23 protein-coding genes are annotated in these 26,038 nt (G+C 52.9%); 22 read left to right on the plus strand and 1 reads right to left on the minus strand.

Features of this window, described 5'->3' with window-relative positions:
- Positions 1–89: 89 nt before the first annotated feature.
- Complete coding sequence (gene ravA / locus BFV63_RS22060; protein ID WP_003862389.1) at positions 90–1,586, plus strand: ATPase RavA; 1,497 nt, start codon at positions 90–92, stop codon at positions 1,584–1,586.
- Positions 1,580–3,031 carry an ATPase RavA stimulator ViaA gene (gene viaA / locus BFV63_RS22065; protein ID WP_023315068.1) on the plus strand — a complete coding sequence of 484 codons (1,452 nt, stop codon included), beginning with the start codon at positions 1,580–1,582 and terminating at the stop codon, positions 3,029–3,031. The genes ravA and viaA overlap by 7 nt, the downstream gene beginning before the upstream one ends.
- Here the strand turns inward: viaA and asnA are convergent, their stop codons facing one another.
- Entirely contained in the window at positions 3,032–4,024 is a 993-nt protein-coding gene (gene asnA / locus BFV63_RS22070; protein ID WP_003862385.1) for an aspartate--ammonia ligase, read from the minus strand.
- A 151-nt stretch (positions 4,025–4,175) separates the two neighbouring features.
- On the opposite strand from asnA, the gene asnC reads away from it, so the two are divergent.
- The 20 genes from asnC (at position 4,176) to pstS (ending at position 25,921) form a co-directional block, all read left to right on the plus strand.
- The gene (asnC, locus tag BFV63_RS22075) at positions 4,176–4,634 is read left to right on the plus strand and encodes a transcriptional regulator AsnC (protein WP_003862383.1); all 459 of its coding nucleotides are present in this window, start codon (positions 4,176–4,178) and stop codon (positions 4,632–4,634) included.
- Between the two features lie 90 nt (positions 4,635–4,724).
- The gene (mioC, locus tag BFV63_RS22080) at positions 4,725–5,174 is read left to right on the plus strand and encodes an FMN-binding protein MioC (RefSeq protein ID WP_003862381.1); all 450 of its coding nucleotides are present in this window, start codon (positions 4,725–4,727) and stop codon (positions 5,172–5,174) included.
- Between the two features lie 374 nt (positions 5,175–5,548).
- Complete coding sequence (mnmG, locus tag BFV63_RS22085) at positions 5,549–7,438, plus strand: tRNA uridine-5-carboxymethylaminomethyl(34) synthesis enzyme MnmG (RefSeq protein WP_048241620.1); 1,890 nt, start codon at positions 5,549–5,551, stop codon at positions 7,436–7,438.
- Positions 7,439–7,545: 107 nt separating this feature from the next.
- The gene (gene rsmG, locus BFV63_RS22090) at positions 7,546–8,169 is read left to right on the plus strand and encodes a 16S rRNA (guanine(527)-N(7))-methyltransferase RsmG (protein ID WP_003862377.1); all 624 of its coding nucleotides are present in this window, start codon (positions 7,546–7,548) and stop codon (positions 8,167–8,169) included.
- A 616-nt stretch (positions 8,170–8,785) separates the two neighbouring features.
- Positions 8,786–9,166: a F0F1 ATP synthase subunit I gene (gene atpI / locus BFV63_RS22095; RefSeq protein ID WP_003862375.1), complete on the plus strand. Its 381-nt coding sequence runs from the start codon at positions 8,786–8,788 to the stop codon at positions 9,164–9,166.
- An 8-nt stretch (positions 9,167–9,174) separates the two neighbouring features.
- Positions 9,175–9,990 (plus strand): F0F1 ATP synthase subunit A, encoded by an 816-nt coding sequence (gene atpB, locus BFV63_RS22100; protein WP_003862373.1) that lies wholly within the window; start codon positions 9,175–9,177, stop codon positions 9,988–9,990.
- Between the two features lie 49 nt (positions 9,991–10,039).
- On the plus strand, positions 10,040–10,279 hold the full coding sequence (gene atpE / locus BFV63_RS22105; protein ID WP_000429386.1) for a F0F1 ATP synthase subunit C: 240 nt from the start codon (positions 10,040–10,042) through the stop codon (positions 10,277–10,279).
- Between the two features lie 48 nt (positions 10,280–10,327).
- A complete protein-coding gene (gene atpF, locus BFV63_RS22110) occupies positions 10,328–10,798 on the plus strand; it encodes a F0F1 ATP synthase subunit B (protein ID WP_003862370.1) in 471 nt (156 codons plus the stop codon).
- 14 nt (positions 10,799–10,812) lie between these two features.
- Positions 10,813–11,346, plus strand: coding sequence for a F0F1 ATP synthase subunit delta (atpH, locus tag BFV63_RS22115; RefSeq protein ID WP_003862369.1), 534 nt, complete (start codon positions 10,813–10,815; stop codon positions 11,344–11,346).
- A 12-nt stretch (positions 11,347–11,358) separates the two neighbouring features.
- Entirely contained in the window at positions 11,359–12,900 is a 1,542-nt protein-coding gene (atpA, locus tag BFV63_RS22120; RefSeq protein ID WP_003862367.1) for a F0F1 ATP synthase subunit alpha, read from the plus strand.
- Between the two features lie 51 nt (positions 12,901–12,951).
- Positions 12,952–13,815 (plus strand): F0F1 ATP synthase subunit gamma, encoded by an 864-nt coding sequence (atpG, locus tag BFV63_RS22125; RefSeq protein ID WP_003862364.1) that lies wholly within the window; start codon positions 12,952–12,954, stop codon positions 13,813–13,815.
- 31 nt (positions 13,816–13,846) lie between these two features.
- Positions 13,847–15,229: a F0F1 ATP synthase subunit beta gene (gene atpD, locus BFV63_RS22130; RefSeq protein WP_003862362.1), complete on the plus strand. Its 1,383-nt coding sequence runs from the start codon at positions 13,847–13,849 to the stop codon at positions 15,227–15,229.
- A 20-nt stretch (positions 15,230–15,249) separates the two neighbouring features.
- Positions 15,250–15,669: a F0F1 ATP synthase subunit epsilon gene (locus BFV63_RS22135; RefSeq protein ID WP_003862360.1), complete on the plus strand. Its 420-nt coding sequence runs from the start codon at positions 15,250–15,252 to the stop codon at positions 15,667–15,669.
- 138 nt (positions 15,670–15,807) lie between these two features.
- Positions 15,808–17,178: a bifunctional UDP-N-acetylglucosamine diphosphorylase/glucosamine-1-phosphate N-acetyltransferase GlmU gene (glmU, locus tag BFV63_RS22140; protein ID WP_023323907.1), complete on the plus strand. Its 1,371-nt coding sequence runs from the start codon at positions 15,808–15,810 to the stop codon at positions 17,176–17,178.
- A 240-nt stretch (positions 17,179–17,418) separates the two neighbouring features.
- Positions 17,419–19,248 carry a glutamine--fructose-6-phosphate transaminase (isomerizing) gene (gene glmS / locus BFV63_RS22145; RefSeq protein ID WP_048209822.1) on the plus strand — a complete coding sequence of 610 codons (1,830 nt, stop codon included), beginning with the start codon at positions 17,419–17,421 and terminating at the stop codon, positions 19,246–19,248.
- A gap of 428 nt (positions 19,249–19,676) precedes the next feature.
- Positions 19,677–20,255, plus strand: coding sequence for a chaperone-usher fimbrial major subunit (locus BFV63_RS22150; RefSeq protein ID WP_048241619.1), 579 nt, complete (start codon positions 19,677–19,679; stop codon positions 20,253–20,255).
- 71 nt (positions 20,256–20,326) lie between these two features.
- Positions 20,327–21,010: a fimbrial chaperone gene (locus BFV63_RS22155; RefSeq protein ID WP_022652100.1), complete on the plus strand. Its 684-nt coding sequence runs from the start codon at positions 20,327–20,329 to the stop codon at positions 21,008–21,010.
- Between the two features lie 18 nt (positions 21,011–21,028).
- Positions 21,029–23,548: a fimbria/pilus outer membrane usher protein gene (locus BFV63_RS22160; protein ID WP_048241618.1), complete on the plus strand. Its 2,520-nt coding sequence runs from the start codon at positions 21,029–21,031 to the stop codon at positions 23,546–23,548.
- Between the two features lie 9 nt (positions 23,549–23,557).
- Positions 23,558–24,634 carry a fimbrial protein StgD gene (gene stgD / locus BFV63_RS22165; protein WP_069597595.1) on the plus strand — a complete coding sequence of 359 codons (1,077 nt, stop codon included), beginning with the start codon at positions 23,558–23,560 and terminating at the stop codon, positions 24,632–24,634.
- 246 nt (positions 24,635–24,880) lie between these two features.
- A complete protein-coding gene (gene pstS, locus BFV63_RS22170) occupies positions 24,881–25,921 on the plus strand; it encodes a phosphate ABC transporter substrate-binding protein PstS (RefSeq protein WP_022652104.1) in 1,041 nt (346 codons plus the stop codon).
- Positions 25,922–26,038: the final 117 nt, after the last annotated feature.

The raw sequence follows: 26,038 nt of genomic DNA on the forward strand, positions 1-26,038 counted from the left end.
GCCGCACTTCAGCCTATTACCAGGCCAGACCGAAACGTCTATACTCGCTTCAATTAGCCGCCACGACGGCGAAAGGATGCAAAACTATTATGGCTCACTCACATTTATTAGCAGAAAGAATTTCCCGCCTTAGCAGTGCGCTGGAAAAAGGCCTTTACGAGCGTAGCCACGCCATTCGTCTCTGTTTACTGGCGGCGCTGAGCGGGGAAAGCGTGTTTCTGCTGGGGCCGCCGGGCATTGCCAAAAGTCTGATCGCACGCCGCCTCAAATTCGCTTTCCAGAACGCGCGCGCATTCGAGTATTTGATGACGCGCTTCTCCACGCCGGAAGAGGTTTTCGGCCCACTCTCCATTCAGGCGCTAAAAGATGAGGGACGCTATGAACGTCTGACGGCGGGCTATCTCCCGGAAGCGGAAATCGTCTTTCTTGATGAGATCTGGAAAGCCGGCCCGGCCATTCTGAATACCCTGCTGACGGCAATTAACGAACGCCGATTCCGCAACGGCGCCAGCGAAGAGAAGATCCCCATGCGCCTGCTGGTGGCCGCGTCAAACGAATTGCCCGAAGCCGACAGCAGCCTGGAAGCGCTGTATGACCGTATGTTGATCCGCCTGTGGCTGGATAAAGTCCAGGATAAATCAAACTTCCGTTCTATGCTGGTAAGCCAGCAGGATGAAAACGAAAATCCGGTGGCAGCGTCATTGCAGGTCACGGACGAGGAATACCACCAATGGCAGGAGGAGATCGGCAAGATAAAACTGCCCGATCCCGTTTTTGAGCTGATCTTCATGCTGCGCCAGCAGCTTGATTTACTGCCCTCCGCGCCGTACGTCTCCGATCGTCGCTGGAAAAAAGCCATTCGTCTGCTCCAGGCAAGCGCGCTGTTTAGCGGTCGCGATGCTGTCGCTCCCATCGATCTGATCCTGCTGAAAGACTGCCTGTGGCATGACGCAGAAGGGATGAATCTGATGCAGCAGCAGCTGGACGTTTTGATGACCGGACACGCGTGGGGTCAGCAATCCATGCTTAATCAACTGGGGGCGATTGCTCAACGTCGCCTTCAGCTCCAGCAGCAGCAAAGTGACAAAACCGCGCTGAAGGTGAACCGTCTTGGCGGGATGTTTGCCCGTAAACCGCACTACGAACTGCCAGCCGGGCTGACTGACGCCTCGCTAACGCTTCTTCTTCAGCAGCCGCTGAAGCTTCATGATATGCAGGTTGTGCATGTGACTATCGAACGCGTTGCGCTGGTTCAGTGGCTGGATAAGGGCGGTGAGATCCGCGGTAAACTCAACGGTATCGGCTTTGCACAGCCGTTGTCAATGGAAGTCGACAGCAGCCAGCACCTTGTGATCCGCGACGTCAGCCTTCAGGGATCGCGCCTGGCTCTGCCGGGCACGGCCTCCGACACTGTGCCGGAGGAGATCAAACAGCAGCTCGACGCGCTGGATAACGAATGGCATCAGCAGCACACCCGCTTCAGCGAGCAGCAGAAATGCCTCTTTATCCATAGCGACTGGTTAGGTCGCATTGAAGCCAGCTTGCAGGATGTCAGCGCGCAGATCAAACAGGCTCGTCAATGCTAACGCTGGACACGCTTAACGTCATGCTGGCGGTTAGCGAGGAAGGGTTGATCGAAGAGGTCGTCATTACCCTGCTCGCTTCACCGCAGCTGGCGGCCTTCTTTGAAAAATTCCCGAAGCTCCGAAAAGCAATGACGGACGATCTTCCCCGCTGGCGCGATAACCTGCGCCAGCGGTTTAAGGAGACGGAAGTCCCGCCGGAACTGACAGAGGAAGTGGCTGGTTACCAGCAGTGCCAGCGGCTTTCAACGCCGCAGTTTATTGCCCAGCTACAGCAAACTCTGACGCTGCTTGATAACGTTCACTCCCCGTTTGCCAGCCAGGCCAGAGCGCTGGTCACGGACAACCCCAGCTTCACTCCCGCCCTGCATACGCTGTTTTTACAGCGCTGGCGACTGAGCCTTGTGGTCCAGGCCACGGCCCTCAATCAGCAGTTGCTGGACGAAGAGCGCGAACAGTTGCTCAGTGAGGTCCAGGAGCGAATGACCCTGAGCGGCCAGTTAGAACAGGTGCTGGTGGAGAATGAAAACGCCGCTGGTCGACTCTGGGATATGAGTGCCGGCCAGTTAAAGCGGGGCGATTATCAGCTGATCGTGAAGTACGGCGACTTTCTGGCGCAACAGCCGGAGCTGATGAAGCTCGCAGAACAGCTCGGCCGCTCCCGGGAGGCCCGGTCGGTCCCAAAGAAAGATGCGCCGATGGAGACCTTCCGAACGCTGGTACGCGAGCCCTCCACCGTACCGGAGCAGGTGGACGGGTTACAGCAAAGCGATGACATCCTGCGTCTGCTGCCTACGGAACTCAGCACGCTGGGAATGACCGAACTGGAGTATGAGTTTTATCGTCGGCTGGTGGAAAAACAGCTCATTACCTATCGACTGCATGGCGAAGCCTGGCGCGAGAAGATCAGCCAGCGTCCGGTGGTGCACCAGGATTTTGATGAGCAACCGCGCGGCCCATTCATTGTTTGCGTCGATACGTCCGGATCGATGGGGGGCTTTAATGAACAGTGCGCAAAAGCGTTCTGCCTGGCCCTGATGCGCGTGGCGCTCGCCGATCGTCGTCGCTGCTACATCATGCTCTTTTCCAGCGAAGTGGTGGGGTATGAACTGACCAGCCCGCAGGGGCTGGAGCAGGCGATCCGCTTTTTAAGCCAGCGCTTTCGCGGCGGCACCGATCTGGCCAGCTGTTTTCGCAGTATCATTGAGCGCATGCAGGGCGGTGACTGGTACGACGCGGATGCGGTGGTGATTTCCGATTTTATTGCCCAGCGGCTGCCGGACGAGGTCGTGAATAAAGTGAAGGAGATGCAGCGCGTGCACCAGCACCGTTTCCATGCCGTGGCGATGTCTGCACATGGAAAACCCGGCATCATGCGCATCTTCGATCATATCTGGCGCTTTGATACCGGGTTGCGTAGCCGCCTGCTCAGACGCTGGCGACGTTAATTAAAGAAGAGAACCGACGCTCTCACGTACCTGCTGCGGCCAGACCCCACACTGCACCTGACCGATATGGGACAGTTGCAACAGCAGCATGGTCAGACGAGACTGGCCAATACCACCGCCGATGGTCTGCGGCATTTCACCGCGCAGCAGCGCCTGGTGCCATTCCAGTTGCAGACGATCCTCATCACCGGTCACGGCCAGCTGACGCTTCAGTGCTTCAGCATCCACGCGGATCCCCATTGAAGAGAGTTCAAACGCATCTTCCAGAACCGGGTTCCAGACCAGAATATCGCCGTTCAGACCAGCATATTCGCTTTCGCCCACTGTGCTCCAGTCATCGTAATCCGGCGCACGGACGTCGTGACGTTTACCATCAGACAATTTTCCGCCAATGCCGATCAGGAATACCGCGCCAAGCTCTTTGGCAATCGCGCGTTCACGGCCTTTGGCATCCAGATCCGGGAAACGGCTCAGCAACTCCTGACTGTGAACAAAGTGGATCGTTTCCGGCAGGAACGGTGCCAGACCAAACTCTTTGCTTACGGCCGCTTCGGTCGCTTTGATCCCGGCGTAGATCGCCTCAACGGTAGACTTCAGCGTGCCAACGTGGCGCTCGCCGTCACCCATTACGCGCTCCCAGTCCCACTGGTCAACGTAGACAGAGTGAATGGGGGAGAGGCGGTCTTCATCGGGGCGAAGGGCTTTCATATGCGTGTAAAGCCCTTCGCCCGCGCTGAAGTCGTGTTGTCCCAGGGTTTGACGCTTCCACTTCGCCAGGGAATGAACCACTTCGAACTGAGCGTCTGGCAGTGTTTTCACTTTTACCTGTACCGCTTTTTCGCAACCAGACAAGTTATCCTGCGTCCCGTCACCCACGCGGCTCAGAATCGGCGCCTGAACTTCAATAAGGCCAAGCTTCTCTTCCAGCTGGCGAGAAAAATGGGATTTAACGAAACTGATCTGGCGTTGTTTTGCGATGTAAGCGGTTTTCATTATTTATACTCCTGCGTCCTGTTGATACTGATTAAGCAACAGAACAGGCGCTTAATTCAATAACCCATCAACAAAAAGCCTCCTTCACTTTTGATTCGTTAAAATAAGACGCTAGAATAGAAGGAATCATTAATCTTCATAAGAAAAACCTATGGAAAATTATCAGATCGACAATCTGGACCGCGGCATTCTGGAAGCGCTCATGGCCAACGCACGCACCGCGTATGCCGAACTGGCTAAACAATTTGGCGTCAGCCCGGGGACCATTCACGTTCGCGTAGAGAAAATGAAGCAGGCCGGGATCATCACCGGCGCACGCATTGATGTCAGCCCGAAGCAACTCGGCTACGACGTCTGCTGCTTCATTGGCATTATTCTGAAAAGCGCCAAAGATTACCCCTCCGCGCTGGAGAAACTGAACGCGCTGGATGAAGTCACTGAGGCGTACTACACCACCGGGCACTACAGCATCTTTATAAAGGTCATGTGCCGATCCATTGACGCCCTCCAGCAGGTACTTATCAACAAGATCCAAACAATCGATGAAATTCAGTCCACTGAAACCCTGATCTCCCTGCAAAACCCGATCATGCGTACTATCCGCCCGTGATCGGGAAATTTCATTCCCACATTTTCCACAGGTAGATCCCAGCTCGTTCACAGCGTACAATGGCCGCCTCTTTATCTGAGCGAGCGATCAATGGCGGACATTACTCTTATCAGCGGCAGCACCCTGGGCGGTGCGGAATATGTAGCGGAACATCTGGCTGAGAAGCTGGAAGACGCGGGCTTTTCTACACAAACGCTGCACGGACCGCTGCTGGAAGATCTCCCGACTGACGGGGTCTGGCTGCTGATCACCTCCACACACGGCGCGGGCGATCTGCCAGATAACCTGCAACCTTTATATGACGAACTGCTGGAACAACAGCCCGATCTGTCAAACGTCCGGTTTGGCGCTGTGGGGATCGGCAGCCGTGAATATGACACTTTCTGTGGCGCCATAGAGAAAGTAGAAGCTGCGGTGACCGCCTGCGGAGCAAAACAGCTGGGTGAAACGCTGAAGATCAACATCCTCGATCATGATATTCCCGAAGATCCAGCCGAGATCTGGCTCGCGGAATGGAAAAATTTACTCAAAAACGATTAAAGATCGTGCGAACAGATGTGGATAACTCTGGTTAAAAGCTCGTATTAAGCCGTAGTTATCCAAATAACAACGTTGGTTTAGTTTTTGACCTGTGTATAAAGTGGCGATCTGATCCCAGCTTATACGGTCCAGGATCACCGATCATTCACAGCAAACGATCCTTCCTAACTGCATGATCTTATTTATGGGATCGGACTTATCCACAAAGGTCTGCGATCCTAATAAGAGATCACAATAGAACAGATCTCTAAATAAAAAGATCTTCTTTTTAATAGCCCAGGATCCCAATGCTTTCTCGAAAGACTAAAGTTGAGTAGAATCCACGGCCCGGGCTTCAATCCATTTTCATACCGCTTTACGCGAGGCAGACCACCATGTTTTATCAGGATCCTTTTGACGTCATCATCATTGGCGGGGGTCACGCAGGCACTGAGGCCGCAATGGCCGCAGCGCGAATGGGTCAGCAGACCCTGCTTTTGACACACAATATCGACACGCTGGGACAAATGTCCTGTAATCCGGCGATTGGCGGCATTGGGAAAGGACACCTGGTAAAAGAAGTGGATGCACTTGGCGGCCTGATGGCGAAAGCGATCGATCATGCGGGTATTCAGTTTAGGATACTAAACGCGAGTAAAGGTCCGGCTGTTCGCGCCACCCGTGCACAGGCAGACCGTGTGCTTTACCGTCAGGCTGTGCGCACCGCGCTGGAAAACCAACCGAACCTGATGATCTTCCAGCAGGCGGTAGAAGATCTTATCGTGGAGAACGATCGTGTTGTTGGCGCCGTGACCCAAATGGGTCTCAAATTCCGCGCAAAAGCGGTGGTGCTGACGGTCGGGACATTCCTGGACGGTAAAATCCATATTGGTCTGGACAATTACAGCGGTGGTCGTGCTGGCGATCCGCCGTCAATTCCGTTATCTCGTCGTCTGCGTGAGCTGCCGCTGCGCGTAAGCCGCCTGAAAACCGGCACGCCACCGCGTATTGATGCGCGCACCATTGATTTCAGCGTGCTGGCACAGCAGCACGGCGATAACCCGATGCCGGTGTTCTCGTTCATGGGCAATGCGGGGCAACATCCGCAGCAGGTGCCGTGCTACATCACGCACACCAATGAAAAAACCCATGACGTGATCCGCAATAATCTCGATCGCAGCCCAATGTATGCTGGTGTGATCGAAGGGATCGGCCCGCGTTATTGCCCGTCTATCGAAGACAAAGTGATGCGCTTTGCCGATCGTAATCAGCACCAGATCTTCCTCGAACCGGAAGGGCTGACATCTAACGAAATTTACCCGAACGGCATCTCCACCAGCCTGCCGTTCGACGTGCAGATGCAGATTGTGCGTTCAATGCAGGGCATGGAAAACGCGAAGATCGTTCGTCCTGGCTACGCTATTGAGTACGATTTCTTCGATCCGCGTGACCTGAAGCCGACGCTGGAAAGCAAATTCATCCAGGGTCTGTTCTTCGCAGGCCAGATTAACGGCACCACCGGGTACGAAGAAGCTGCCGCGCAAGGGCTGCTGGCCGGTCTGAACGCCGCTCGCTTCTCTGCCGAGAAAGAGGGCTGGGCACCGGCGCGTTCTCAGGCTTACCTGGGCGTTCTGGTCGACGATCTCTGCACGCTGGGGACCAAAGAACCGTACCGCATGTTTACTTCTCGTGCGGAATATCGCCTGATGCTGCGCGAAGACAATGCCGATCTGCGTCTGACCGAGGTGGGCCGCGAGCTGGGTCTGGTGGATGACGAGCGCTGGGCGCGCTTCAACGAGAAGCTGGAACGCATTGAACAGGAACGTCAGCGCCTGAAAACCACCTGGGTGAATCCGCAGGCGGAAACTGCTGCTGAAGTGAATGCTCACTTAACAGCACCGCTGTCGCGCGAAGCCAGTGGGGAAGATCTGCTGCGCCGTCCTGAAGTCACCTACGAGAATCTGGTCAAACTGACGGCGTTCGCACCGGGCCTTGAAGACGCTGAAGCTGCCGAGCAGGTCGAAATTCAGGTGAAGTACGAAGGCTACATCGCGCGTCAGCAGGATGAGATCGAAAAACAGCAGCGCAACGAAAACACGCTGCTGCCGGAAATGCTGGACTACCGTCAGGTGACGGGCCTTTCCAACGAAGTGATCGCTAAGCTGAACGATCACAAACCTGTGTCGATTGGCCAGGCCTCACGTATCTCTGGCGTCACACCTGCCGCGATTTCGATTCTGCTGGTGTGGCTGAAAAAGCAGGGCATGCTGCGCCGTAGCGCGTAATGCTCTGTAAATAGCCCGGTGGCGCTGCGCTTACCGGGCCTACTGAACCCGTAGGGCGGGTTAGCGAAGCGCCACCCGCCACTTAAGTTTCTCAACAGGTATCCACCGTGCTCAATAAACTCTCTCGTCTGCTGGAACAGGCAGGTATTTCGCTCACCGATCACCAGAAAAATCAGCTGGTGGCCTATGTCGATATGCTGAACAAATGGAATAAAGCGTACAACCTCACCTCCGTACGCGATCCCAACGAGATGCTGATTCGCCATATTCTCGATAGCATCGTCGTGGCGCCGTATCTGAACGGTGAACGTTTTATCGATGTGGGCACCGGTCCGGGCTTGCCGGGCGTTCCGTTGTCTATTGTTCGACCGGAGAGTCATTTCACGCTGCTGGACAGCCTGGGCAAGCGCGTACGCTTTTTACGCCAGGTTCAGCATGAGCTGAAGCTGGAAAACATTACGCCCGTACAGAGCAGGGTAGAGGAGTTCCCGGCAGAGCCACCGTTTGACGGTGTTATCAGCCGCGCGTTTGCCTCACTCAATGACATGGTGAGCTGGTGCAAACACCTGCCAGCGGAGAAGGGGCGTTTTTATGCTCTGAAAGGGCAACTTCCGGGGGACGAAATCGAGCAGCTTCCGGACGGTTTTGTTGTCGAATCCATTGAGAAACTCCAGATCCCTCAGCTCGAAGGTGAGCGTCATCTGGTGATAATTAAGCCAAACACTTTTTAAAAAATTAATAAAAAATGTGGAATTTGTGCTGTTCTGATCGTGTTAAAAAGCAGCACATTCAGTCTGATTTGGTCGTCGTTAATTTAACCTTGTTGTTACCATGTATTTTCTTATGGTTAACCTGACGTGATTCGTTCACTCAGAGGATAGTCAACCATGAAATTATCAGTCTGCTAAAAGTGGGTAAAAGCAACAAGAATGGAATGTTAAATATTTATTAAGAATGTCAATAAAAGGTTTTTGTTGTATACGGCTCTGTTTTAAAAATAGTTGCGGTTTTTTTGCTTTAATTTCATACAGATGAAATTAATCGTTTTACGTCTTTGATAAATACCACTTTATCGCAAATGTGTATTTTGTGATCTCGTGCACGCTTTATCACCAACGTTTCCGCGCTGTTTGCAGTTTTGCCTGAAGGTCAACGCTTAGGTCAAAAGTTGAAAAATAGGACTGGGGAAAAATATTTAAACATTTATTCACCTTTTCGCTACTTAATGTTTGAAATCACGGGTACGCACCGTATAATTTGACCGCTTTTTGATGCTTGACTCTGAGCCTTAAAGGACGTTTTATACGACACGCGGCATACCTCGAAGGGAGCAGGAGTAAAAACGTGATGTCTGTGTCGCTCTTGAGTAGAAACGTTGCTCGTAAGCTTCTGTTCATTCAGTTTCTGGCTGTGATAGCAAGTGGACTGCTGTTTAGCCTCAAAGACCCCTTCTGGGGCATCTCCGCCGCGTGCGGAGGTTTGGCGGTGGTTCTGCCAAACGTGTTGTTTATGATTTTTGCCTGGCGTCATCAGGCGCATACACCTGCCAAAGGCCGCGTGGCCTGGTCCTTCGCTCTCGGCGAAGTGTGTAAGGTGTTGCTGACCTTTGCTCTACTGGTGATGGCGCTGGCGGTTTTGAAAGTGGTATTCATGCCGCTGATAGCAACGTGGGTTTTGGTGCTGGTGGTACAAGTTCTGGCTCCAGCTGTAATCAATAACAAAGGGTAAAAGGCATCATGGCTTCAGAAAATATGACGCCGCAGGATTACATAGGTCACCATCTGAATAACCTTCAGCTGGACCTGCGTACATTCTCGCTGGTGGATCCACATAACCCCCCGGCCACCTTCTGGACGATCAACATCGACTCCATGTTCTTCTCGGTGGTTTTGGGTCTTCTGTTCCTGGCCATGTTCCGTAGCGTTGCTAAAAAGGCGACCAGCGGTGTTCCAGGGAAATTCCAGACGTTCATCGAGATGATCATCGGCTTCGTCCATGGCAGCGTGAAAGACATGTACCATGGTAAGAGCAAACTGATTGCTCCGCTGGCCCTGACCGTGTTCGTTTGGGTCTTCCTGATGAACCTGATGGACCTCCTGCCTATCGATTTCTTACCTTGGATCGGTGAGCACGTACTCGGCCTGCCTGCACTGCGCGTGGTTCCGTCTGCCGACGTGAACATCACCCTGTCGATGGCGCTGGGCGTATTTATCCTCATTCTGTTCTACAGCATCAAAATGAAAGGCGTAAGCGGCTTTGTGAAAGAGCTTACCTTGCAGCCGTTCAACCACTGGGCGTTTATTCCGGTCAACCTGATTCTGGAAGGCGTTAGCCTGCTGTCCAAACCTGTTTCACTGGGTCTGCGACTGTTCGGCAACATGTATGCGGGTGAGCTGATTTTCATTCTGATCGCGGGTCTTCTGCCGTGGTGGTCACAGTGGATTCTGAATGTGCCATGGGCCATTTTCCACATCCTGATCATTACGCTGCAAGCCTTTATCTTCATGGTTCTGACGATCGTCTATCTGTCGATGGCGTCTGAAGAGCACTGATTTTTTACCAACACTACTACGTTTTAATTGAAACAAACTGGAGACTGTCATGGAAAACCTGAATATGGATCTGCTGTACATGGCTGCCGCTGTGATGATGGGTCTGGCGGCTATCGGTGCTGCGATCGGTATCGGCATCCTCGGGGGCAAATTCCTGGAAGGCGCAGCGCGTCAACCTGATCTGATTCCTCTGCTGCGTACTCAGTTCTTTATCGTTATGGGTCTGGTGGATGCAATCCCAATGATCGCTGTAGGTCTGGGTCTGTACGTGATGTTTGCTGTCGCGTAGTAGTTGTTTTAAAACCCCAAGCCACAGAAATTTAAGAGGTATTGTGCTGTGAACATGAACGCAACAATCCTCGGCCAGGCCATCGCGTTTATTCTCTTTGTCTGGTTCTGCATGAAGTATGTATGGCCGCCTTTAATGGCTGCCATCGAAAAACGTCAGAAAGAAATTGCTGACGGTCTGGCTTCCGCAGAACGCGCTAAGAAAGATTTGGACCTTGCACAGGCCAACGCGACAGACCAGCTGAAAAAAGCGAAAGCTGAAGCTCAGGTAATCATTGAACAGGCTAACAAACGCCGTTCTCAGATCCTGGACGAAGCCAAAGCTGAAGCAGAACAGGAACGTACTAAGATCGTGACACAGGCTCAGGCTGAAATTGAAGCTGAGCGTAAACGTGCTCGTGAAGAACTGCGTAAGCAGGTTGCGATTCTGGCTGTTGCTGGCGCCGAGAAGATCATCGAACGTTCCGTGGATGAAGCTGCTAACAGCGACATCGTGGACAAACTTGTCGCTGAACTGTAAGGAGGGAGGGGCTGATGTCTGAATTTGTTACGGTAGCTCGCCCCTACGCCAAAGCAGCTTTTGACTTTGCTGTCGAACACCAAAATGTCGATCGCTGGCAGAATATGCTGGCGTTTGCCGCTGAGGTGACGAAAAACGAACAAATGGCCGAGTTGCTTTCTGGTGCGTTAGCGCCTGAAACCCTCGCCGCGTCGTTTATCGCCGTGTGCGGAGAGCAACTGGATGCCAACGGCCAGAACCTGATTAAGGTGATGGCGGAAAATGGTCGTCTCCGTGTGCTCCCGGATGTTCTCGAGCAGTTTGAGCACTTACGTGCCCTTAGTGAAGCTACCGCTGAAGTTGAAGTAACTTCCGCGACTGAACTGAGTGACGAACAGCTTGCGAAAATCACCGCCGCGATGGAAAAACGTCTGTCACGCAAAGTTAAGCTGAATTGCAAAATCGATAAGTCTGTAATGGCAGGCGTAATCATCCGCTCGGGTGATATGGTCATTGATGGCAGCGTACGCGGCCGTCTTGAGCGCCTTGCAGACGTCTTGCAGTCTTAAGGGGACTGGAGCATGCAACTGAATTCCACCGAAATCAGCGAACTGATCAAGCAGCGCATTGCTCAGTTCAATGTTGTGAGTGAAGCTCACAACGAAGGTACTATTGTTTCTGTAAGTGACGGTGTTATCCGCATCCACGGCCTGGCCGATTGTATGCAGGGTGAGATGATTTCCCTGCCGGGTAACCGTTACGCTATCGCACTGAACCTGGAGCGCGACTCCGTAGGTGCCGTTGTGATGGGTCCATACGCTGACCTCGCCGAAGGCATGAAGGTTAAGTGTACTGGCCGTATTCTTGAAGTGCCGGTTGGCCGTGGCCTGCTGGGTCGCGTTGTTAACACCCTGGGTGCGCCAATCGACGGTAAAGGTCCGGTTGAGCACGATGGCTTCTCCCCAATCGAAGTTATCGCACCAGGCGTTATCGACCGTCAGTCAGTTGATCAGCCAGTACAGACGGGTTATAAGTCCGTTGATGCCATGATCCCAATCGGTCGTGGTCAGCGTGAACTGATCATCGGTGACCGTCAGACCGGTAAAACCGCGATGGCAATCGACGCCATCATCAACCAGCGTGACTCCGGCATCAAATGTGTGTACGTGGCTATCGGCCAGAAAGCGTCCACCATTTCCAACGTGGTTCGTAAACTGGAAGAGCACGGCGCACTGTCTAACACCATCGTTGTGGTAGCAACCGCGTCTGAATCTGCTGCACTGCAATACCTGGCACCATACGCCGGTTGCGCAATGGGCGAATACTTCCGTGACCGCGGTGAAGATGCGCTGATCGTATACGATGACCTGTCTAAACAGGCTGTTGCTTATCGTCAGGTTTCCCTGCTGCTCCGTCGTCCACCAGGACGTGAAGCATTCCCAGGCGACGTATTCTACCTCCACTCTCGTCTGCTGGAGCGTGCTTCCCGCGTTAACGCGGAATACGTCGAGAACTTCACCAAAGGTGAAGTGAAGGGTAAAACAGGTTCTCTGACCGCTCTGCCGATCATTGAAACCCAGGCGGGTGACGTTTCTGCGTTCGTTCCGACCAACGTAATCTCCATTACCGATGGTCAGATCTTCCTGGAAACCAACCTGTTTAACTCCGGTATTCGTCCGGCGGTTAACCCGGGTATCTCCGTATCCCGTGTGGGTGGTGCTGCTCAGACCAAGATCATCAAGAAACTGTCCGGTGGTATCCGTACCGCGCTGGCACAGTATCGTGAACTGGCTGCGTTCTCTCAGTTCGCATCCGATCTGGACGAAGCAACCCGTAAACAGCTGAGCCACGGTCAGAAAGTGACCGAGCTGCTGAAGCAGAAACAGTACGCGCCAATGTCGGTTGCTCAGCAGGGCCTGGTACTGTTCGCGGCTGAACGCGGTTACCTCGAAGATGTGGAACTGGCGAAAATCGGTAGCTTCGAAGCCGCTCTGCTGGCTTACGTCGACCGTGATCACGCTCCGCTGATGCAAGAGATCAACCAGACCGGTGGCTATAACGACGAAATCGAAGGCAAGCTGAAAGCTATCCTCGATTCCTTCAAAGCAACCCAATCCTGGTAATCGTCCGGCGGCTTGTCTCAGGACAAGCCGTCTGGCATTGAGGAGAAGCTCATGGCCGGCGCAAAAGAGATACGTAGTAAGATCGCAAGCGTCCAGAACACGCAAAAGATCACTAAAGCGATGGAGATGGTCGCCGCTTCCAAAATGCGTAAATCGCAGGATCGCATGGCGGCCAGCCGTCCTTATGCAGAGACCATGCGCAAAGTGATTGGTCACCTTGCAAACGGTAATCTGGAATATAAGCACCCTTACCTGGAAGAACGCGACGTTAAGCGCGTGGGCTACCTGGTGGTGTCGACTGACCGTGGTCTGTGTGGCGGCTTGAACATTAACCTGTTCAAAAAACTGCTGGCGGATATGAAAGGCTGGTCCGATAAAGGCGTTCAGTGCGATCTGGCACTGATTGGCTCTAAAGGCGTCTCTTTCTTTAACTCCGTTGGTGGCAACATTGTCGCTCAGGTGACCGGTATGGGTGATAACCCGTCCCTGTCCGAACTGATCGGCCCGGTTAAAGTGATGTTGCAGGCCTACGATGAAGGCCGTCTGGACAGACTGTACGTTGTCAGCAACAAATTTATTAACACCATGTCTCAGGTGCCTACGCTCACTCAGATGCTGCCGTTACCGGCATCAGAAGATGACGAGCTGAAACAGAAAGCCTGGGATTACCTGTATGAACCCGATCCGAAACCGCTGCTGGATACCCTGCTGCGTCGTTACGTTGAATCTCAGGTTTATCAGGGCGTTGTAGAAAACCTGGCCAGCGAGCAGGCCGCACGAATGGTGGCGATGAAAGCCGCGACCGATAATGGCGGCAGCCTGATTAAAGAGCTGCAGTTGGTTTACAACAAAGCTCGTCAGGCCAGCATTACTCAGGAACTCACCGAGATCGTCTCGGGGGCCGCCGCGGTTTAACCAGGTTTACGAATTACGTAGAGGATTCAAGATGGCTACTGGAAAGATTGTCCAGGTAATCGGCGCCGTGGTGGACGTCGAGTTCCCTCAGGACGCCGTACCACGCGTGTACGACGCGCTTGAGGTACAGAATGGTAACGAGAGCCTGGTGCTGGAAGTTCAGCAGCAGCTCGGCGGCGGTATCGTGCGTACCATCGCCATGGGTTCTTCCGACGGTCTGCGTCGTGGTCTGGAAGTAAAAGACCTTGAGCACCCGATCGAAGTCCCGGTAGGTAAAGCAACACTGGGTCGTATCATGAACGTATTGGGTCAACCAATCGACATGAAAGGCGACATCGGTGAAGAAGAGCGTTGGGCTATCCACCGCGCGGCACCTTCCTACGAAGAGCTGTCCAGCTCTCAGGAACTGCTGGAAACCGGCATCAAAGTTATCGACCTGATGTGCCCGTTCGCGAAGGGCGGTAAAGTTGGTCTGTTCGGTGGTGCGGGTGTAGGTAAAACCGTAAACATGATGGAGCTGATCCGTAACATCGCGATCGAGCACTCCGGTTACTCCGTGTTTGCGGGTGTTGGTGAACGTACTCGTGAGGGTAACGACTTCTACCATGAAATGACCGACTCCAACGTTCTGGACAAAGTTTCCCTGGTTTACGGCCAGATGAACGAGCCACCAGGAAACCGTCTGCGCGTTGCGCTGACTGGCCTGACGATGGCTGAGAAGTTCCGTGACGAAGGCCGTGACGTTCTGCTGTTCGTTGATAACATCTACCGTTACACCCTGGCCGGTACTGAAGTATCTGCACTGCTGGGTCGTATGCCTTCAGCGGTAGGTTATCAGCCTACGCTTGCGGAAGAGATGGGTGTTCTTCAGGAACGTATCACCTCTACCAAAACTGGTTCTATCACCTCCGTTCAGGCGGTATACGTACCTGCGGATGACTTGACTGACCCATCTCCAGCCACCACCTTTGCTCACTTAGATGCAACCGTGGTTCTGAGCCGTCAGATCGCGTCTCTGGGTATCTACCCGGCCGTTGACCCGCTGGACTCCACCAGCCGTCAGCTGGATCCACTGGTTGTTGGCCAGGAGCACTACGACACCGCGCGTGGCGTACAGTCCCTGCTGCAACGTTATCAGGAACTGAAAGACATCATCGCCATCCTGGGTATGGATGAACTGTCTGAAGAAGACAAACTGGTGGTAGCACGTGCGCGTAAGATCCAGCGCTTCCTGTCCCAGCCGTTCTTCGTTGCGGAAGTATTCACCGGTTCTCCAGGTAAATACGTTTCCCTGAAAGACACCATCCGTGGCTTTAAAGGCATCATGGAAGGCGAATACGATCACCTGCCAGAGCAGGCGTTCTACATGGTTGGTTCCATCGAAGAAGCCGTGGAAAAAGCCAAAAAACTTTAACGCCTTAATCGGAGGGTGATATGGCAATGACTTACCACCTGGACGTCGTCAGCGCAGAGCAACAAATGTTCTCTGGTCTGGTCGAGAAAATCCAGGTAACGGGTAGTGAAGGTGAACTGGGTATTTTCCCGGGTCACGCACCGCTGCTCACCGCCATTAAGCCTGGTATGATCCGCATCGTTAAACAGTTCGGTCATGAAGAGTTTATCTATCTGTCCGGCGGCATTCTTGAAGTGCAGCCAGGCAGTGTGACCGTTCTGGCCGATACCGCTATTCGTGGCCAGGATCTCGACGAAGCGCGAGCCCTGGAATCGAAGCGTAAGGCTGAAGAGCACATTAACAGCTCTCATGGTGACGTGGATTACGCTCAGGCGTCTGCGGAGCTGGCCAAAGCGATCGCGAAACTGCGCGTTATCGAGTTGACCAAAAAAGCGATGTAACACCGGCTTGAAAAGCACAAAAGCCAGTCTGGATCCCAGGCTGGCTTTTTTTTTCGGCCTTAATTCATGATGAAAAAGATGTAGAATTTTAAGCATCAAACGTTTTTACTTCTCACACAAACTACCGTCAGGATGCGTATGTTAAACAGTGCGATGAGCGTGGTGATCCTTGCCGCAGGCAAAGGTACCCGCATGTATTCCGATCTGCCTAAAGTGCTCCACACGCTGGCAGGAAAGCCAATGGTTCAGCATGTTATTGATGCAGCGAATGAATTAGGCGCCAGCCAGGTGCATCTGGTTTATGGACATGGCGGCGATCTGCTGAAAAAAACGCTGCGTGACGACAATCTCAACTGGGTGCTTCAGGCAGAACAGCTGGGTACGGGTCATGCAATGCAGCAGGCTGCACCCTTCTTCGCTGATGATGAAGATATCCTGATGCTCTACGGCGACGTCCCGCTGATCTCCGTTGAAACCCTTACTCGGCTGCGTGAAGCCAAACCGCAGGGTGGCATCGGTTTGTTGACCGTCGTGCTGGACGATCCAACCGGCTATGGCCGCATTACGCGTGAAAACGGCAACGTGACGGGGATTGTTGAGCATAAAGATGCCACTGACGAACAGCGCCAGATTCAGGAGATCAACACCGGCATCCTGATTGCGAACGGTGCGGATATGAAGCGCTGGCTGTCCAGACTCAACAATAACAACGCGCAGGGTGAATACTACATCACCGACATCATTGCGATGGCTTACCAGGAAGGGCGTGAGATTGCTGCCGTTCATCCGGCGCGTATCAGCGAAACGGACGGGGTAAACAACCGTCTCCAGCTTTCCCGTCTTGAGCGTATTTACCAGTCCGAGCAGGCAGAAAAGCTGTTGCTCGCGGGCGTTATGCTGCGAGATCCGGCGCGTTTCGATCTGCGTGGCACGCTGACCCACGGGCGCGACGTTGTAATAGATACTAACGTTATCCTGGAAGGTAACGTCACGCTGGGCAACCGCGTCAAAATCGGCACCGGCTGTGTGATTAAAAACAGCGCGATCGGTGACGACTGCGAAATCAGCCCGTACAGCGTGGTGGAAGATGCCCATCTTGAGGCGGCCTGTACGATTGGCCCATTTGCGCGTCTGCGCCCGGGCGCTGAGCTGCTGGAAGGTGCTCACGTAGGTAACTTCGTGGAAATGAAAAAAGCGCGTCTGGGTAAGGGCTCTAAAGCGGGTCATCTGACCTATCTGGGCGATGCGGAAATTGGCGACAACGTAAACATTGGTGCAGGGACGATTACCTGTAACTATGACGGCGCCAATAAGTTTAAAACCATCATTGGTGATGACGTGTTTGTAGGCTCCGATACCCAGCTGGTGGCGCCTGTTACCGTGGGCAAAGGCGTGACCATTGCCGCCGGGACAACCGTTACGCGCGATGTGGCCGAGAACGAGCTGGTGTTAAGCCGCGTTCCGCAGGTCAGCAAGCAGGGCTGGAAACGCCCGGTGAAGCAGAAGTAACGGATTTATACCCCTCACCCTAACCCTCTCCCCACAGGGGAGAGGGGATTGTTCGGTGCGGTGTTTTTCTCCCTCGCCCCTTTGGGGAGAGGGCCGGGGTGAGGGGATAACATAATCCTCCCCCCACAAGCAGTACCCATAAAAATAACCCCACTCTCTACAAGGCTCGGGGCGCCCGGAAAGGGCAAATACAGGTCAGCGACAACGCATGGCATAACGCCATAATCAGGAAATATAACTATGTGTGGAATTGTTGGCGCAGTTGCGCAGCGTGATATTGCTGAAATCCTTCTCGAAGGTTTACGTCGTCTGGAATACCGTGGTTACGACTCAGCCGGGCTGGCTGTCGTTGATGCAGAAGGTCATATGACCCGTCTGCGCCGTCTCGGTAAAGTGCAGATGCTGGCCCAGGCTGCGGAAGAACATCCGCTGCACGGTGGCACCGGTATTGCGCATACCCGCTGGGCGACCCACGGTGAGCCATCTGAAGGCAACGCACACCCGCATGTGTCTGAACACATCGTGGTCGTGCATAACGGCATTATCGAAAACCACGAACCGCTGCGTGAAGAACTGAAAGCGCGCGGCTATACCTTCGTCTCTGAAACCGACACCGAAGTGATTGCTCACCTGGTGCACTGGGAGCTGGCAAAGGGCGGTACACTGCGTGATGCGGTGCTGCGCGCTATCCCTCAGCTACGTGGTGCTTACGGTACGGTGATCATGGATTCCCGCGACCCGTCCACGCTGCTGGCCGCGCGTTCCGGTAGTCCGATGGTGATTGGTCTGGGCATGGGTGAAAACTTTATCGCTTCCGACCAGCTGGCGCTGCTGCCGGTTACCCGTCGCTTTATCTTCCTGGAAGAGGGAGACATTGCCGAGGTGACACGTCGCAGCGTGACCGTATTCGACACAAAAGGCGAGCAGGTTAAGCGTCAGGAGATCGAATCAAACCTGCAATACGACGCGGGCGACAAAGGTGCTTACCGTCACTACATGCAGAAAGAGATCTACGAACAGCCAAACGCCATTAAAAACACCCTGACTGGTCGCATCAGCCATGGTGAAGTGGATCTGAGCGAGCTGGGCGCCAATGCCAACGAACTGCTGAGCAAAGTCGAGCACATTCAGATCGTGGCCTGCGGCACCTCCTACAACTCCGGTATGGTCTCTCGCTACTGGTTTGAATCTCTGGCGGGCGTGCCGTGCGACGTAGAAATTGCGTCTGAGTTCCGCTATCGCAAATCTGCCGTACGTCGTAACAGCCTGATGATCACCCTTTCCCAGTCAGGTGAAACGGCAGATACCCTGGCGGCGCTGCGTCTCTCTAAAGAGCTGGGTTATCTGGGTTCTCTGGCCATCTGTAACGTCCCGGGCTCATCGCTGGTGCGTGAATCCGATCTGGCGCTGATGACCAAAGCGGGTACCGAAATCGGCGTGGCCTCCACCAAGGCGTTTACCACTCAGCTGACGGTTCTGCTGATGCTGGTGGCGAAACTGGCGCGTCTGAAAGGTGAAGATGCCTCTGTTGAGCATGACATCGTTCACGGTCTGCAGGCGCTGCCGAGCCGTATTGAGCAGATGCTCTCTCAGGACAAACGCATTGAAGCTCTGGCGGAAGATTTCTCTGACAAACATCACGCCCTGTTCCTGGGCCGTGGCGATCAGTATCCGATTGCGCTGGAAGGCGCGCTGAAGCTGAAAGAGATCTCTTATATTCACGCTGAAGCCTATGCGGCAGGCGAGCTGAAGCATGGCCCGCTGGCGCTGATCGATGCGGATATGCCAGTTATCGTGGTGGCACCTAACAACGAACTGCTGGAAAAACTGAAATCTAACATCGAAGAAGTGCGCGCCCGTGGTGGTGTTCTGTACGTCTTTGCGGATAAAGATGCCGGTTTCGCCAGCAGCGACAACATGCACATCATCGAGATGCCGCATGTGGAAGAGGTGATTGCGCCGATCTTCTACACCGTACCGCTGCAACTGCTGGCTTATCACGTCGCGCTGATCAAGGGCACCGACGTAGACCAGCCACGTAACCTGGCGAAGTCCGTCACCGTAGAATAATCTCCAGCCTACCCGAGGCTGCCAGTATTCTGGCAGCCTCATAGCCCTCCCCTCAGCGATTATTTCTTTTTATCGCAACCTGTTTCTTTTTTCATTTTTTCTTACATTTTTGCTCTATCTGCTCATTTCACCTATGTCTGCTTAAAAAAGAATCTGATTTAGCTATGACAAAGAAAAGATATTGATAAATTCTTAAAAAAATAGAGAAGAGATATCAATAGCATTTTTTAATTATGTTTTGTTCTTATTTTTAAGGGTTTTTTTATTTTTAATTTTTATTGTTCCATTTTAAAGATATTTCATGTGGGAAAACATATTTGTCATAGAGCAGGAATGAACTGTACTATCGCCACGCTTTAAAGGATGGTGTGTTTTATTTGAATGTATAAATGAGACGCATACAAATAATGTAAATTATGGAGAGTTTCATGAAATTAAACGTTATAGCCACTTCACTGGTTTTATCTTCCGTCCTGTTTTCAGGTGCGACATTAGCGGCTGACGGTACTGTTCATTTCCGTGGCGAGGTGATTGATTCTACTTGTACAGTCACGACTGATACCAGTAATCAGACTGTTAATATTGGTCGTGTATCGGTAAAAACCTTCGCGGGTATTGATTCCACCGCGTCTGTTAAAGATTTCCACATCCGTCTGGAAGGCTGCCCGGCAACCTATACTGAGGCGGCGGTACGCTTTGACGGGACGGAAGATAAAGATACCATCGGTAAAGGTTATCTTTCAATCGGTACGCCGGTGAACGAAGACGGTACGGACGGTGAGTTCACTGGCAGCGGCGACGCCATTGCGGCGACGGGCGTGGCGATAAAACTGTTCAACCTGAGCGATGATACCGCGATCCCTTTGTATAACAATTCTAAATACGTTGCCATTGCAGATGGTAAAGCGGATATGGGATTCAAGGCGAAATTCGTCCAGACTCTGGCAACAGTGACTCCGGGTACTGCGAATGCTGACTCTCAGTTTACTATTGAATACTTGAAATAATCAGCGGTTATGGATTCGGAGCCTGTTAAGAACTTATTTACAGGCTCCTTTATATATAAGGACATTGGATTATGCCAGGGCGTATAGTGAATGTATTATTAGCGTGTTGTCTTACGGGTATTTCTACAATGGCATCGGCAGGTGTGGTTATCGGTGGCACACGAGTGGTTTATTCGAGTGATAAATCCGACGCAACCATTACTGTCAAAAATAACGAAGCGGCTATCCCTTATCTTATTCAAACATGGGTTGACCCCTTCAGTAATACAGGAACCGCGAAAAAACCACCGTTTACCGTCATTCCACCGGTATCTCGTCTGGAGGCTGGGCAGGAAAAAATTCTGCGCATTATGAAAACCGAGGGCAATTTACCGCAGGATCGGGAGTCGGTGTTCTGGCTGAACATCAAAAATATTCCCCCGGCGAGCAATAAGCCGAACGCGATGGAAATCGCCATTAAGACACGTATCAAGCTGATCTGGCGTCCGGCCTCGTTGAACATTACCCCGGAGCGCGCCGCCACGCAGGTGAAGTGGCACAGAGAAAATCGGCAGCTGGTAGTTGAAAATCCCACGCCGCTAAATATCAACGTTATGAATGTGACAGTGGACGGCAAAGATGTGCCGCTCAATATCGTCCATCCCTTTGAAACCCTGCGTTTACCCTTACCGGAAGGCGTGAATGGCCATGCGCTGGTTTGGCGGTATGTGAATGATTTCGGTGCGATTAGTCAGGATTTAAAAGCAGCGCTTTAAGCAAAGGATGGTTTATTTATGGAGTGTTACCGTATTTTCATCGCGCTTGCTTCCGGGATGGTGCTTGGTTTATCCGGCGAGGTGGCCGCGAGGGATATGTTTAACCCTGCGCTGCTTGAAATCGATCATCCGGTGGACGTGGATATCCACCAGTTTAATCGCGCGAACAGTCTGCCTGCCGGGAACTATAAGGTCAGCATCTATGTAAACGGCGAATATGTTGACCGCCGGGAGGTGACCTTTTTCGAAGATACTGCCACCAGCAACCTGCATCCTTGCTTCTCAGACATCAAAACCGTGCTCGCTGAGCTTGGGGTCAAAGTGGCGGCTATCAAGGCCCTTAACGACATAGATGACAAAGCCTGTCTGGACCCCGCGCCGCTCGTTCCTGGCTCAACCTGGACGTTTGATACGGATAAACTCCAGCTTAACGTCACGTTGCCGCAAATCTATATTGATGTATCGGCGCGCGGCTATATCAATCCCTCACGCTGGGATGAGGGCATCAATGCGCTGATGGTGAACTACGATTTTTCCGGCTCCAGCACGGTGCATTCGAACGAGGATGATAACAACGATTTTTATTATCTGAACCTGCGCAACGGTGCCAACCTGGGGGCATGGCGTTTACGTAACTACAGTACGCTAAACGTGACCGATGGCGAGTCTTCGTATCATTCGATCAATACCTATTTACAGCGCGATATCGCCGCGTTACGCAGCCAAATTATGCTGGGGGATACATGGACCGCAAGCGACGTGTTTGACAGCACGCAACTGCGAGGGATGCGTCTCTACACGGATGATGACATGCTGCCTTCGAGCCTGACGGGGTTTGCGCCAGTGGTTCGCGGCGTGGCGAAAAGCAATGCGACCGTGATTGTGCGGCAAAACGGTTACATCATTTACCAGTCTGCCGTACCGCAGGGAGCGTTTGCGCTCAAGGATTTAAACACCACCAATTCGGGTGGCGATCTGGATGTTACCATCAAAGAAGAGGATGGCAGCGAGCAACATTTTACCCAGCCTTACGCCTCACTGGCGATCCTGAAGCGTGAAGACCAAACCGATGTCGATATCAGCGCGGGTGAACTGCGCGATCAAAACGATTTTCAGCCGACCGTTTTTCAGGCGCAGGTGTTACACGGTTTTCCTGCGGGTATTACCCTCTACGGGGGCGTGCAGGGAACCAGCGATTACACCTCCGCCGCGCTTGGCGTGGGGAAAGATATGGGTTCGCTGGGCGCCCTTTCGCTGGACGTAACGCATGCCCGCTCGCGGTTTGAGGACGATGACGAAAGCGGGCAATCTTACCGTTTTCTCTATTCCAAACGTTTTGATGAAACGAACACAACGTTTCGGCTGGTGGGCTACCGCTACTCCACAGAGGGCTACTACACCCTGAACGAATGGGCGTCCCGGCAGAATAACGAGAGCGACTTCTGGACGACAGGTAACCGCCGTAGCCGTCTGGAGGGAACATGGACGCAGACCTTTGGCGACGGGATGGGAAATATTTATCTTACCCTTAGCCGCCAGCAGTACTGGAAGACGGATGAAGTCGAGCGGCTGGTGCAGCTGGGCTACAGCAATAGCTGGCGCGCTATTTCCTGGAACGTCTCCTGGAACTACACCGATTCACTCACCTCGGCCCAAAATAGCACCGACACTGACGTCAGCGACAGTCAGGGCAGCGAACAGATTTTTATGCTCTCCCTCTCCATACCGTTGTCAGGCTGGCTGCATGACAGCTACGTCAACTATGGGTACACCCAAAACAACCACGGAAAAGGGATGCACCAGGTGGGGCTGAGCGGTAACGCGCTGGATGCGCACAACCTCTCCTGGAACGTTCAGCAGTCTTACGATGCGGATAACGAAGATTACAACAACAGCGCAGGGGTGGGCTATGACGGCACCTATGGTTCGGTAAACGCCAGTTACGACTATACCCAGGACAACCAGCGCCTCAACTATGGAATGAAGGGCGGGATTCTGGCCCACAGCGATGGCATAACTTTCTCTCAGGAACTGGGGGAAACCGTCGCGCTGGTTAAAGCCCCGGGAGCTTCCGGCCTGGCGCTGGAGAATGGTACGGGTAAGGCGACGGACTGGCGCGGCTATACGGTACAGACGCAGCTCAACGCCTACGATGAAAACAGAGTGGAGATCGACAGCGATTACTTTGCGAAGGCCAACGTCGAAATCGACAACAGTATCCTCAGCGTTATCCCGACGCGCGGCGCGGTGGTACGGGCGGAGTTTGTCACTCACGTGGGCTATCGCGTCCTGTTCAATGTGCGGCAGAAGAGTGGCAAACCGGTGCCGTTTGGCGCCATGGCCTCGGCTGATTTACCCCACGGCAGCGTAACCGGCATTGTGGGCGAAAATGGCGAGCTTTATCTGTCCGGCATGCCGGAAGAGGGGGCGTTTGTCCTGAAGTGGGGCGCAGATAACACGATGACCTGCCCGGTTAACTACCACTTTACCCCGCCAGAAGGCGTCGAACTGATACAAATATCGGCAGTATGCCAATAGGGAAATAAGATGAAATTCAGGACACCTCTGTTTTTAAGCGCGTTGATAATATTTATAACGCCAGTATGCAAAGCGTACACCACGGGCGACGGGATTTGTCACTCCGAAGGTGGCGCTTATATCTATAACCTTAATCTGAACGGGCTGTCGATCCCGGCGGATAAAAATAAAGCAGGTACAGAGATCAGGGATCTGGAAACGCTCAGTTCATCTGCGAGTTACAAAGCGCAATGCAACTGTCTTACGCATTACTCTACGGGCTTTCGCCAAATCTACTACACCGCACGATCGTCGTTAAGTGAAGATGTGGTAAAGAACGGGTATACCTATTTTACCCTTAATAACAACCTCAGCATCGCCACGTCGATACTTGTGCTCGGCAGAGATTATATACCGGTACCTTTCAGCGCAGAACCAAACGTAATGTCTCATAGCTCCTATTGTTATGCGCCTGGTGAGGAAGGGAGCGAACCAACACTCAATACCGGTTCAAAAATAAAAATATCATTCTTAATTAACAAGCCGTTTATTGGCCGGGTGAGTGTGCCAGGTACGATAGTCGCCGATCTTTATGGCGGGCTGGATGCGGCCTCCTCGACCTCCAGCACCGAAAAAATGGCAGAGATCAAAATCGCTGGCGATATCGTCGTGCCGCAAAATTGCGAGATAGCGCCCGGGCAGACGCTTGAGATAGATTTTGGCAAAATCCCGGCCCCGGAATTTTCCGCTACCAAAGGCACCGCCGTGACGAGTCACAAGGTAAAAAAGACGATTCAGGTACAGTGCACAGGCATGCTGGATGAGAATATTGTCTACTCCACTTTCCATGGAGACCCTGTCGACGCCGATGCCACGATGATGAAAGTCAACGGCAATGATGATGTAGGCATTGTGGTATACGACAAGTGGGATCGTCAGGTCAGCGTCAACGGCGGCAGGATGGACATGGATAGGGGAGAAAACAATAACGGCGCCGAAAACAATTCGCTTACCTTTTCCGCTGCGCCTGCAAGCGCAACGGGGGCGCAGCCAAAACCTGGAACGTTTGAAGCGTACGCAACGGTCACGCTGGAAATTGAACATTAATCACCCAACGGCTGTTTATGACAGCCGTTGTCATTTTTCCTCTTTTGCACCAGGCTTAGCCCTTTCTATATGACAACTCTATGATGCTCCCCTGAACAAATAATCATTAATATCAGTGGCTTATTTTACACTCTCTCATTGTCATAAAACTGTCATATTTCGTACATTTATCTGTCACCTGTTTGTCCTATTTTGCTCATCGTAGCCACTTAAACAATGATTTACGAAATCCTTGCAGGAGACATTATGAAAGTTATGCGTACCACTGTCGCAACTGTTGTCGCCGCGACCTTATCGATGAGCGCTTTCTCTGCCTTCGCAGCAGCAAGCCTGACTGGCGCTGGTGCAACCTTCCCTGCGCCGGTGTATGCCAAATGGGCGGATACCTACCAGAAAGAGACCGGTAACAAGGTCAACTATCAGGGTATCGGCTCCTCCGGTGGCGTAAAACAAATTACCGCGAATACCGTTGATTTCGGCGCATCCGACGCTCCGCTGTCTGATGAGAAACTGAATCAGGAAGGCCTGTTCCAGTTCCCGACCGTGATTGGCGGCGTTGTGCTGGCTGTTAACATCCCTGGCCTGAAATCAGGCGAGCTGGTGCTGGACGGCAAAACCCTGGGTGACATCTACCTGGGCAAAATCAAAAAATGGGATGACGAAGCCATCACTAAGCTGAACCCAGGCGTTAAGCTGCCTTCGCAGAATATCGCGGTGGTTCGTCGTGCTGACGGCTCTGGTACCTCTTTCGTGTTCACCAGCTATCTGGCGAAAGTGAACGAAGAGTGGAAATCTAAAGTCGGTTCCGGCTCTACCGTTAACTGGCCAACCGGTCTGGGCGGTAAAGGCAACGACGGTATCGCAGCCTTCGTACAGCGTCTGCCTGGCTCTATCGGCTACGTAGAGTACGCCTACGCTAAGCAGAACAATCTGGCCTACACCAAACTGGTTTCTGCCGACGGCAAACCGGTTAGCCCGACCGAAGAGAACTTCGCCAACGCCGCCAAAGGCGCTGACTGGAGCAAATCCTTCGCTCAGGACCTGACTAACCAGAAAGGTGAAGACGCGTGGCCAATCACCTCTACCACCTTCATTCTGGTTCACAAAGAGCAGAAGAAACCAGAGCAGGGCGCAGAAGTGCTGAAGTTCTTCGACTGGGCATACAAAAACGGCGGCAAACAGGCTAATGACCTGGATTACGCCAGCCTGCCAGACAGCGTGGTTGAGCAGATTCGTGCTGCATGGAAAACCAACGTGAAAGACAGCAGCGGTAAAGCGCTGTACTAACAGGATTTTTTTAACGAAGATGGCGGGTGGCGCGCAGCGATCCCGCCCTACGGTTTACTCTGTAGGCCCGGTAAGCGTCAGCGCCACCGGGCATATTCGTAAGACGTCTCATAAAGA

Source organism: Enterobacter hormaechei subsp. xiangfangensis, assembly GCF_001729785.1.
GTDB classification, from domain to species: domain Bacteria; phylum Pseudomonadota; class Gammaproteobacteria; order Enterobacterales; family Enterobacteriaceae; genus Enterobacter; species Enterobacter hormaechei_C.

Excerpts from the sequence above, each read along its gene's own strand:
- atpB (WP_003862373.1), top strand. The coding sequence starts at position 9,175 with ATGGCTTCAGAAAATATGACGCCGCAGGATTACATAGGTCACCATCTG.
- viaA (WP_023315068.1), top strand. The coding sequence starts at position 1,580 with ATGCTAACGCTGGACACGCTTAACGTCATGCTGGCGGTTAGCGAGGAA.
- stgD (WP_069597595.1), top strand. The coding sequence starts at position 23,558 with ATGAAATTCAGGACACCTCTGTTTTTAAGCGCGTTGATAATATTTATA.
- mioC (WP_003862381.1), top strand. The coding sequence starts at position 4,725 with ATGGCGGACATTACTCTTATCAGCGGCAGCACCCTGGGCGGTGCGGAA.
- BFV63_RS22150 (WP_048241619.1), top strand. The coding sequence starts at position 19,677 with ATGAAATTAAACGTTATAGCCACTTCACTGGTTTTATCTTCCGTCCTG.
- glmU (WP_023323907.1), top strand. The coding sequence starts at position 15,808 with ATGTTAAACAGTGCGATGAGCGTGGTGATCCTTGCCGCAGGCAAAGGT.
- BFV63_RS22135 (WP_003862360.1), top strand. The coding sequence starts at position 15,250 with ATGGCAATGACTTACCACCTGGACGTCGTCAGCGCAGAGCAACAAATG.
- BFV63_RS22160 (WP_048241618.1), top strand. The coding sequence starts at position 21,029 with ATGGAGTGTTACCGTATTTTCATCGCGCTTGCTTCCGGGATGGTGCTT.
- pstS (WP_022652104.1), top strand. The coding sequence starts at position 24,881 with ATGAAAGTTATGCGTACCACTGTCGCAACTGTTGTCGCCGCGACCTTA.
- atpH (WP_003862369.1), top strand. The coding sequence starts at position 10,813 with ATGTCTGAATTTGTTACGGTAGCTCGCCCCTACGCCAAAGCAGCTTTT.
- atpG (WP_003862364.1), top strand. The coding sequence starts at position 12,952 with ATGGCCGGCGCAAAAGAGATACGTAGTAAGATCGCAAGCGTCCAGAAC.
- BFV63_RS22155 (WP_022652100.1), top strand. The coding sequence starts at position 20,327 with ATGCCAGGGCGTATAGTGAATGTATTATTAGCGTGTTGTCTTACGGGT.
- glmS (WP_048209822.1), top strand. The coding sequence starts at position 17,419 with ATGTGTGGAATTGTTGGCGCAGTTGCGCAGCGTGATATTGCTGAAATC.
- atpA (WP_003862367.1), top strand. The coding sequence starts at position 11,359 with ATGCAACTGAATTCCACCGAAATCAGCGAACTGATCAAGCAGCGCATT.
- atpD (WP_003862362.1), top strand. The coding sequence starts at position 13,847 with ATGGCTACTGGAAAGATTGTCCAGGTAATCGGCGCCGTGGTGGACGTC.
- mnmG (WP_048241620.1), top strand. The coding sequence starts at position 5,549 with ATGTTTTATCAGGATCCTTTTGACGTCATCATCATTGGCGGGGGTCAC.
- ravA (WP_003862389.1), top strand. The coding sequence starts at position 90 with ATGGCTCACTCACATTTATTAGCAGAAAGAATTTCCCGCCTTAGCAGT.
- atpE (WP_000429386.1), top strand. The coding sequence starts at position 10,040 with ATGGAAAACCTGAATATGGATCTGCTGTACATGGCTGCCGCTGTGATG.
- asnC (WP_003862383.1), top strand. The coding sequence starts at position 4,176 with ATGGAAAATTATCAGATCGACAATCTGGACCGCGGCATTCTGGAAGCG.
- atpI (WP_003862375.1), top strand. The coding sequence starts at position 8,786 with ATGTCTGTGTCGCTCTTGAGTAGAAACGTTGCTCGTAAGCTTCTGTTC.
- asnA (WP_003862385.1), bottom strand. The coding sequence starts at position 4,024 with ATGAAAACCGCTTACATCGCAAAACAACGCCAGATCAGTTTCGTTAAA.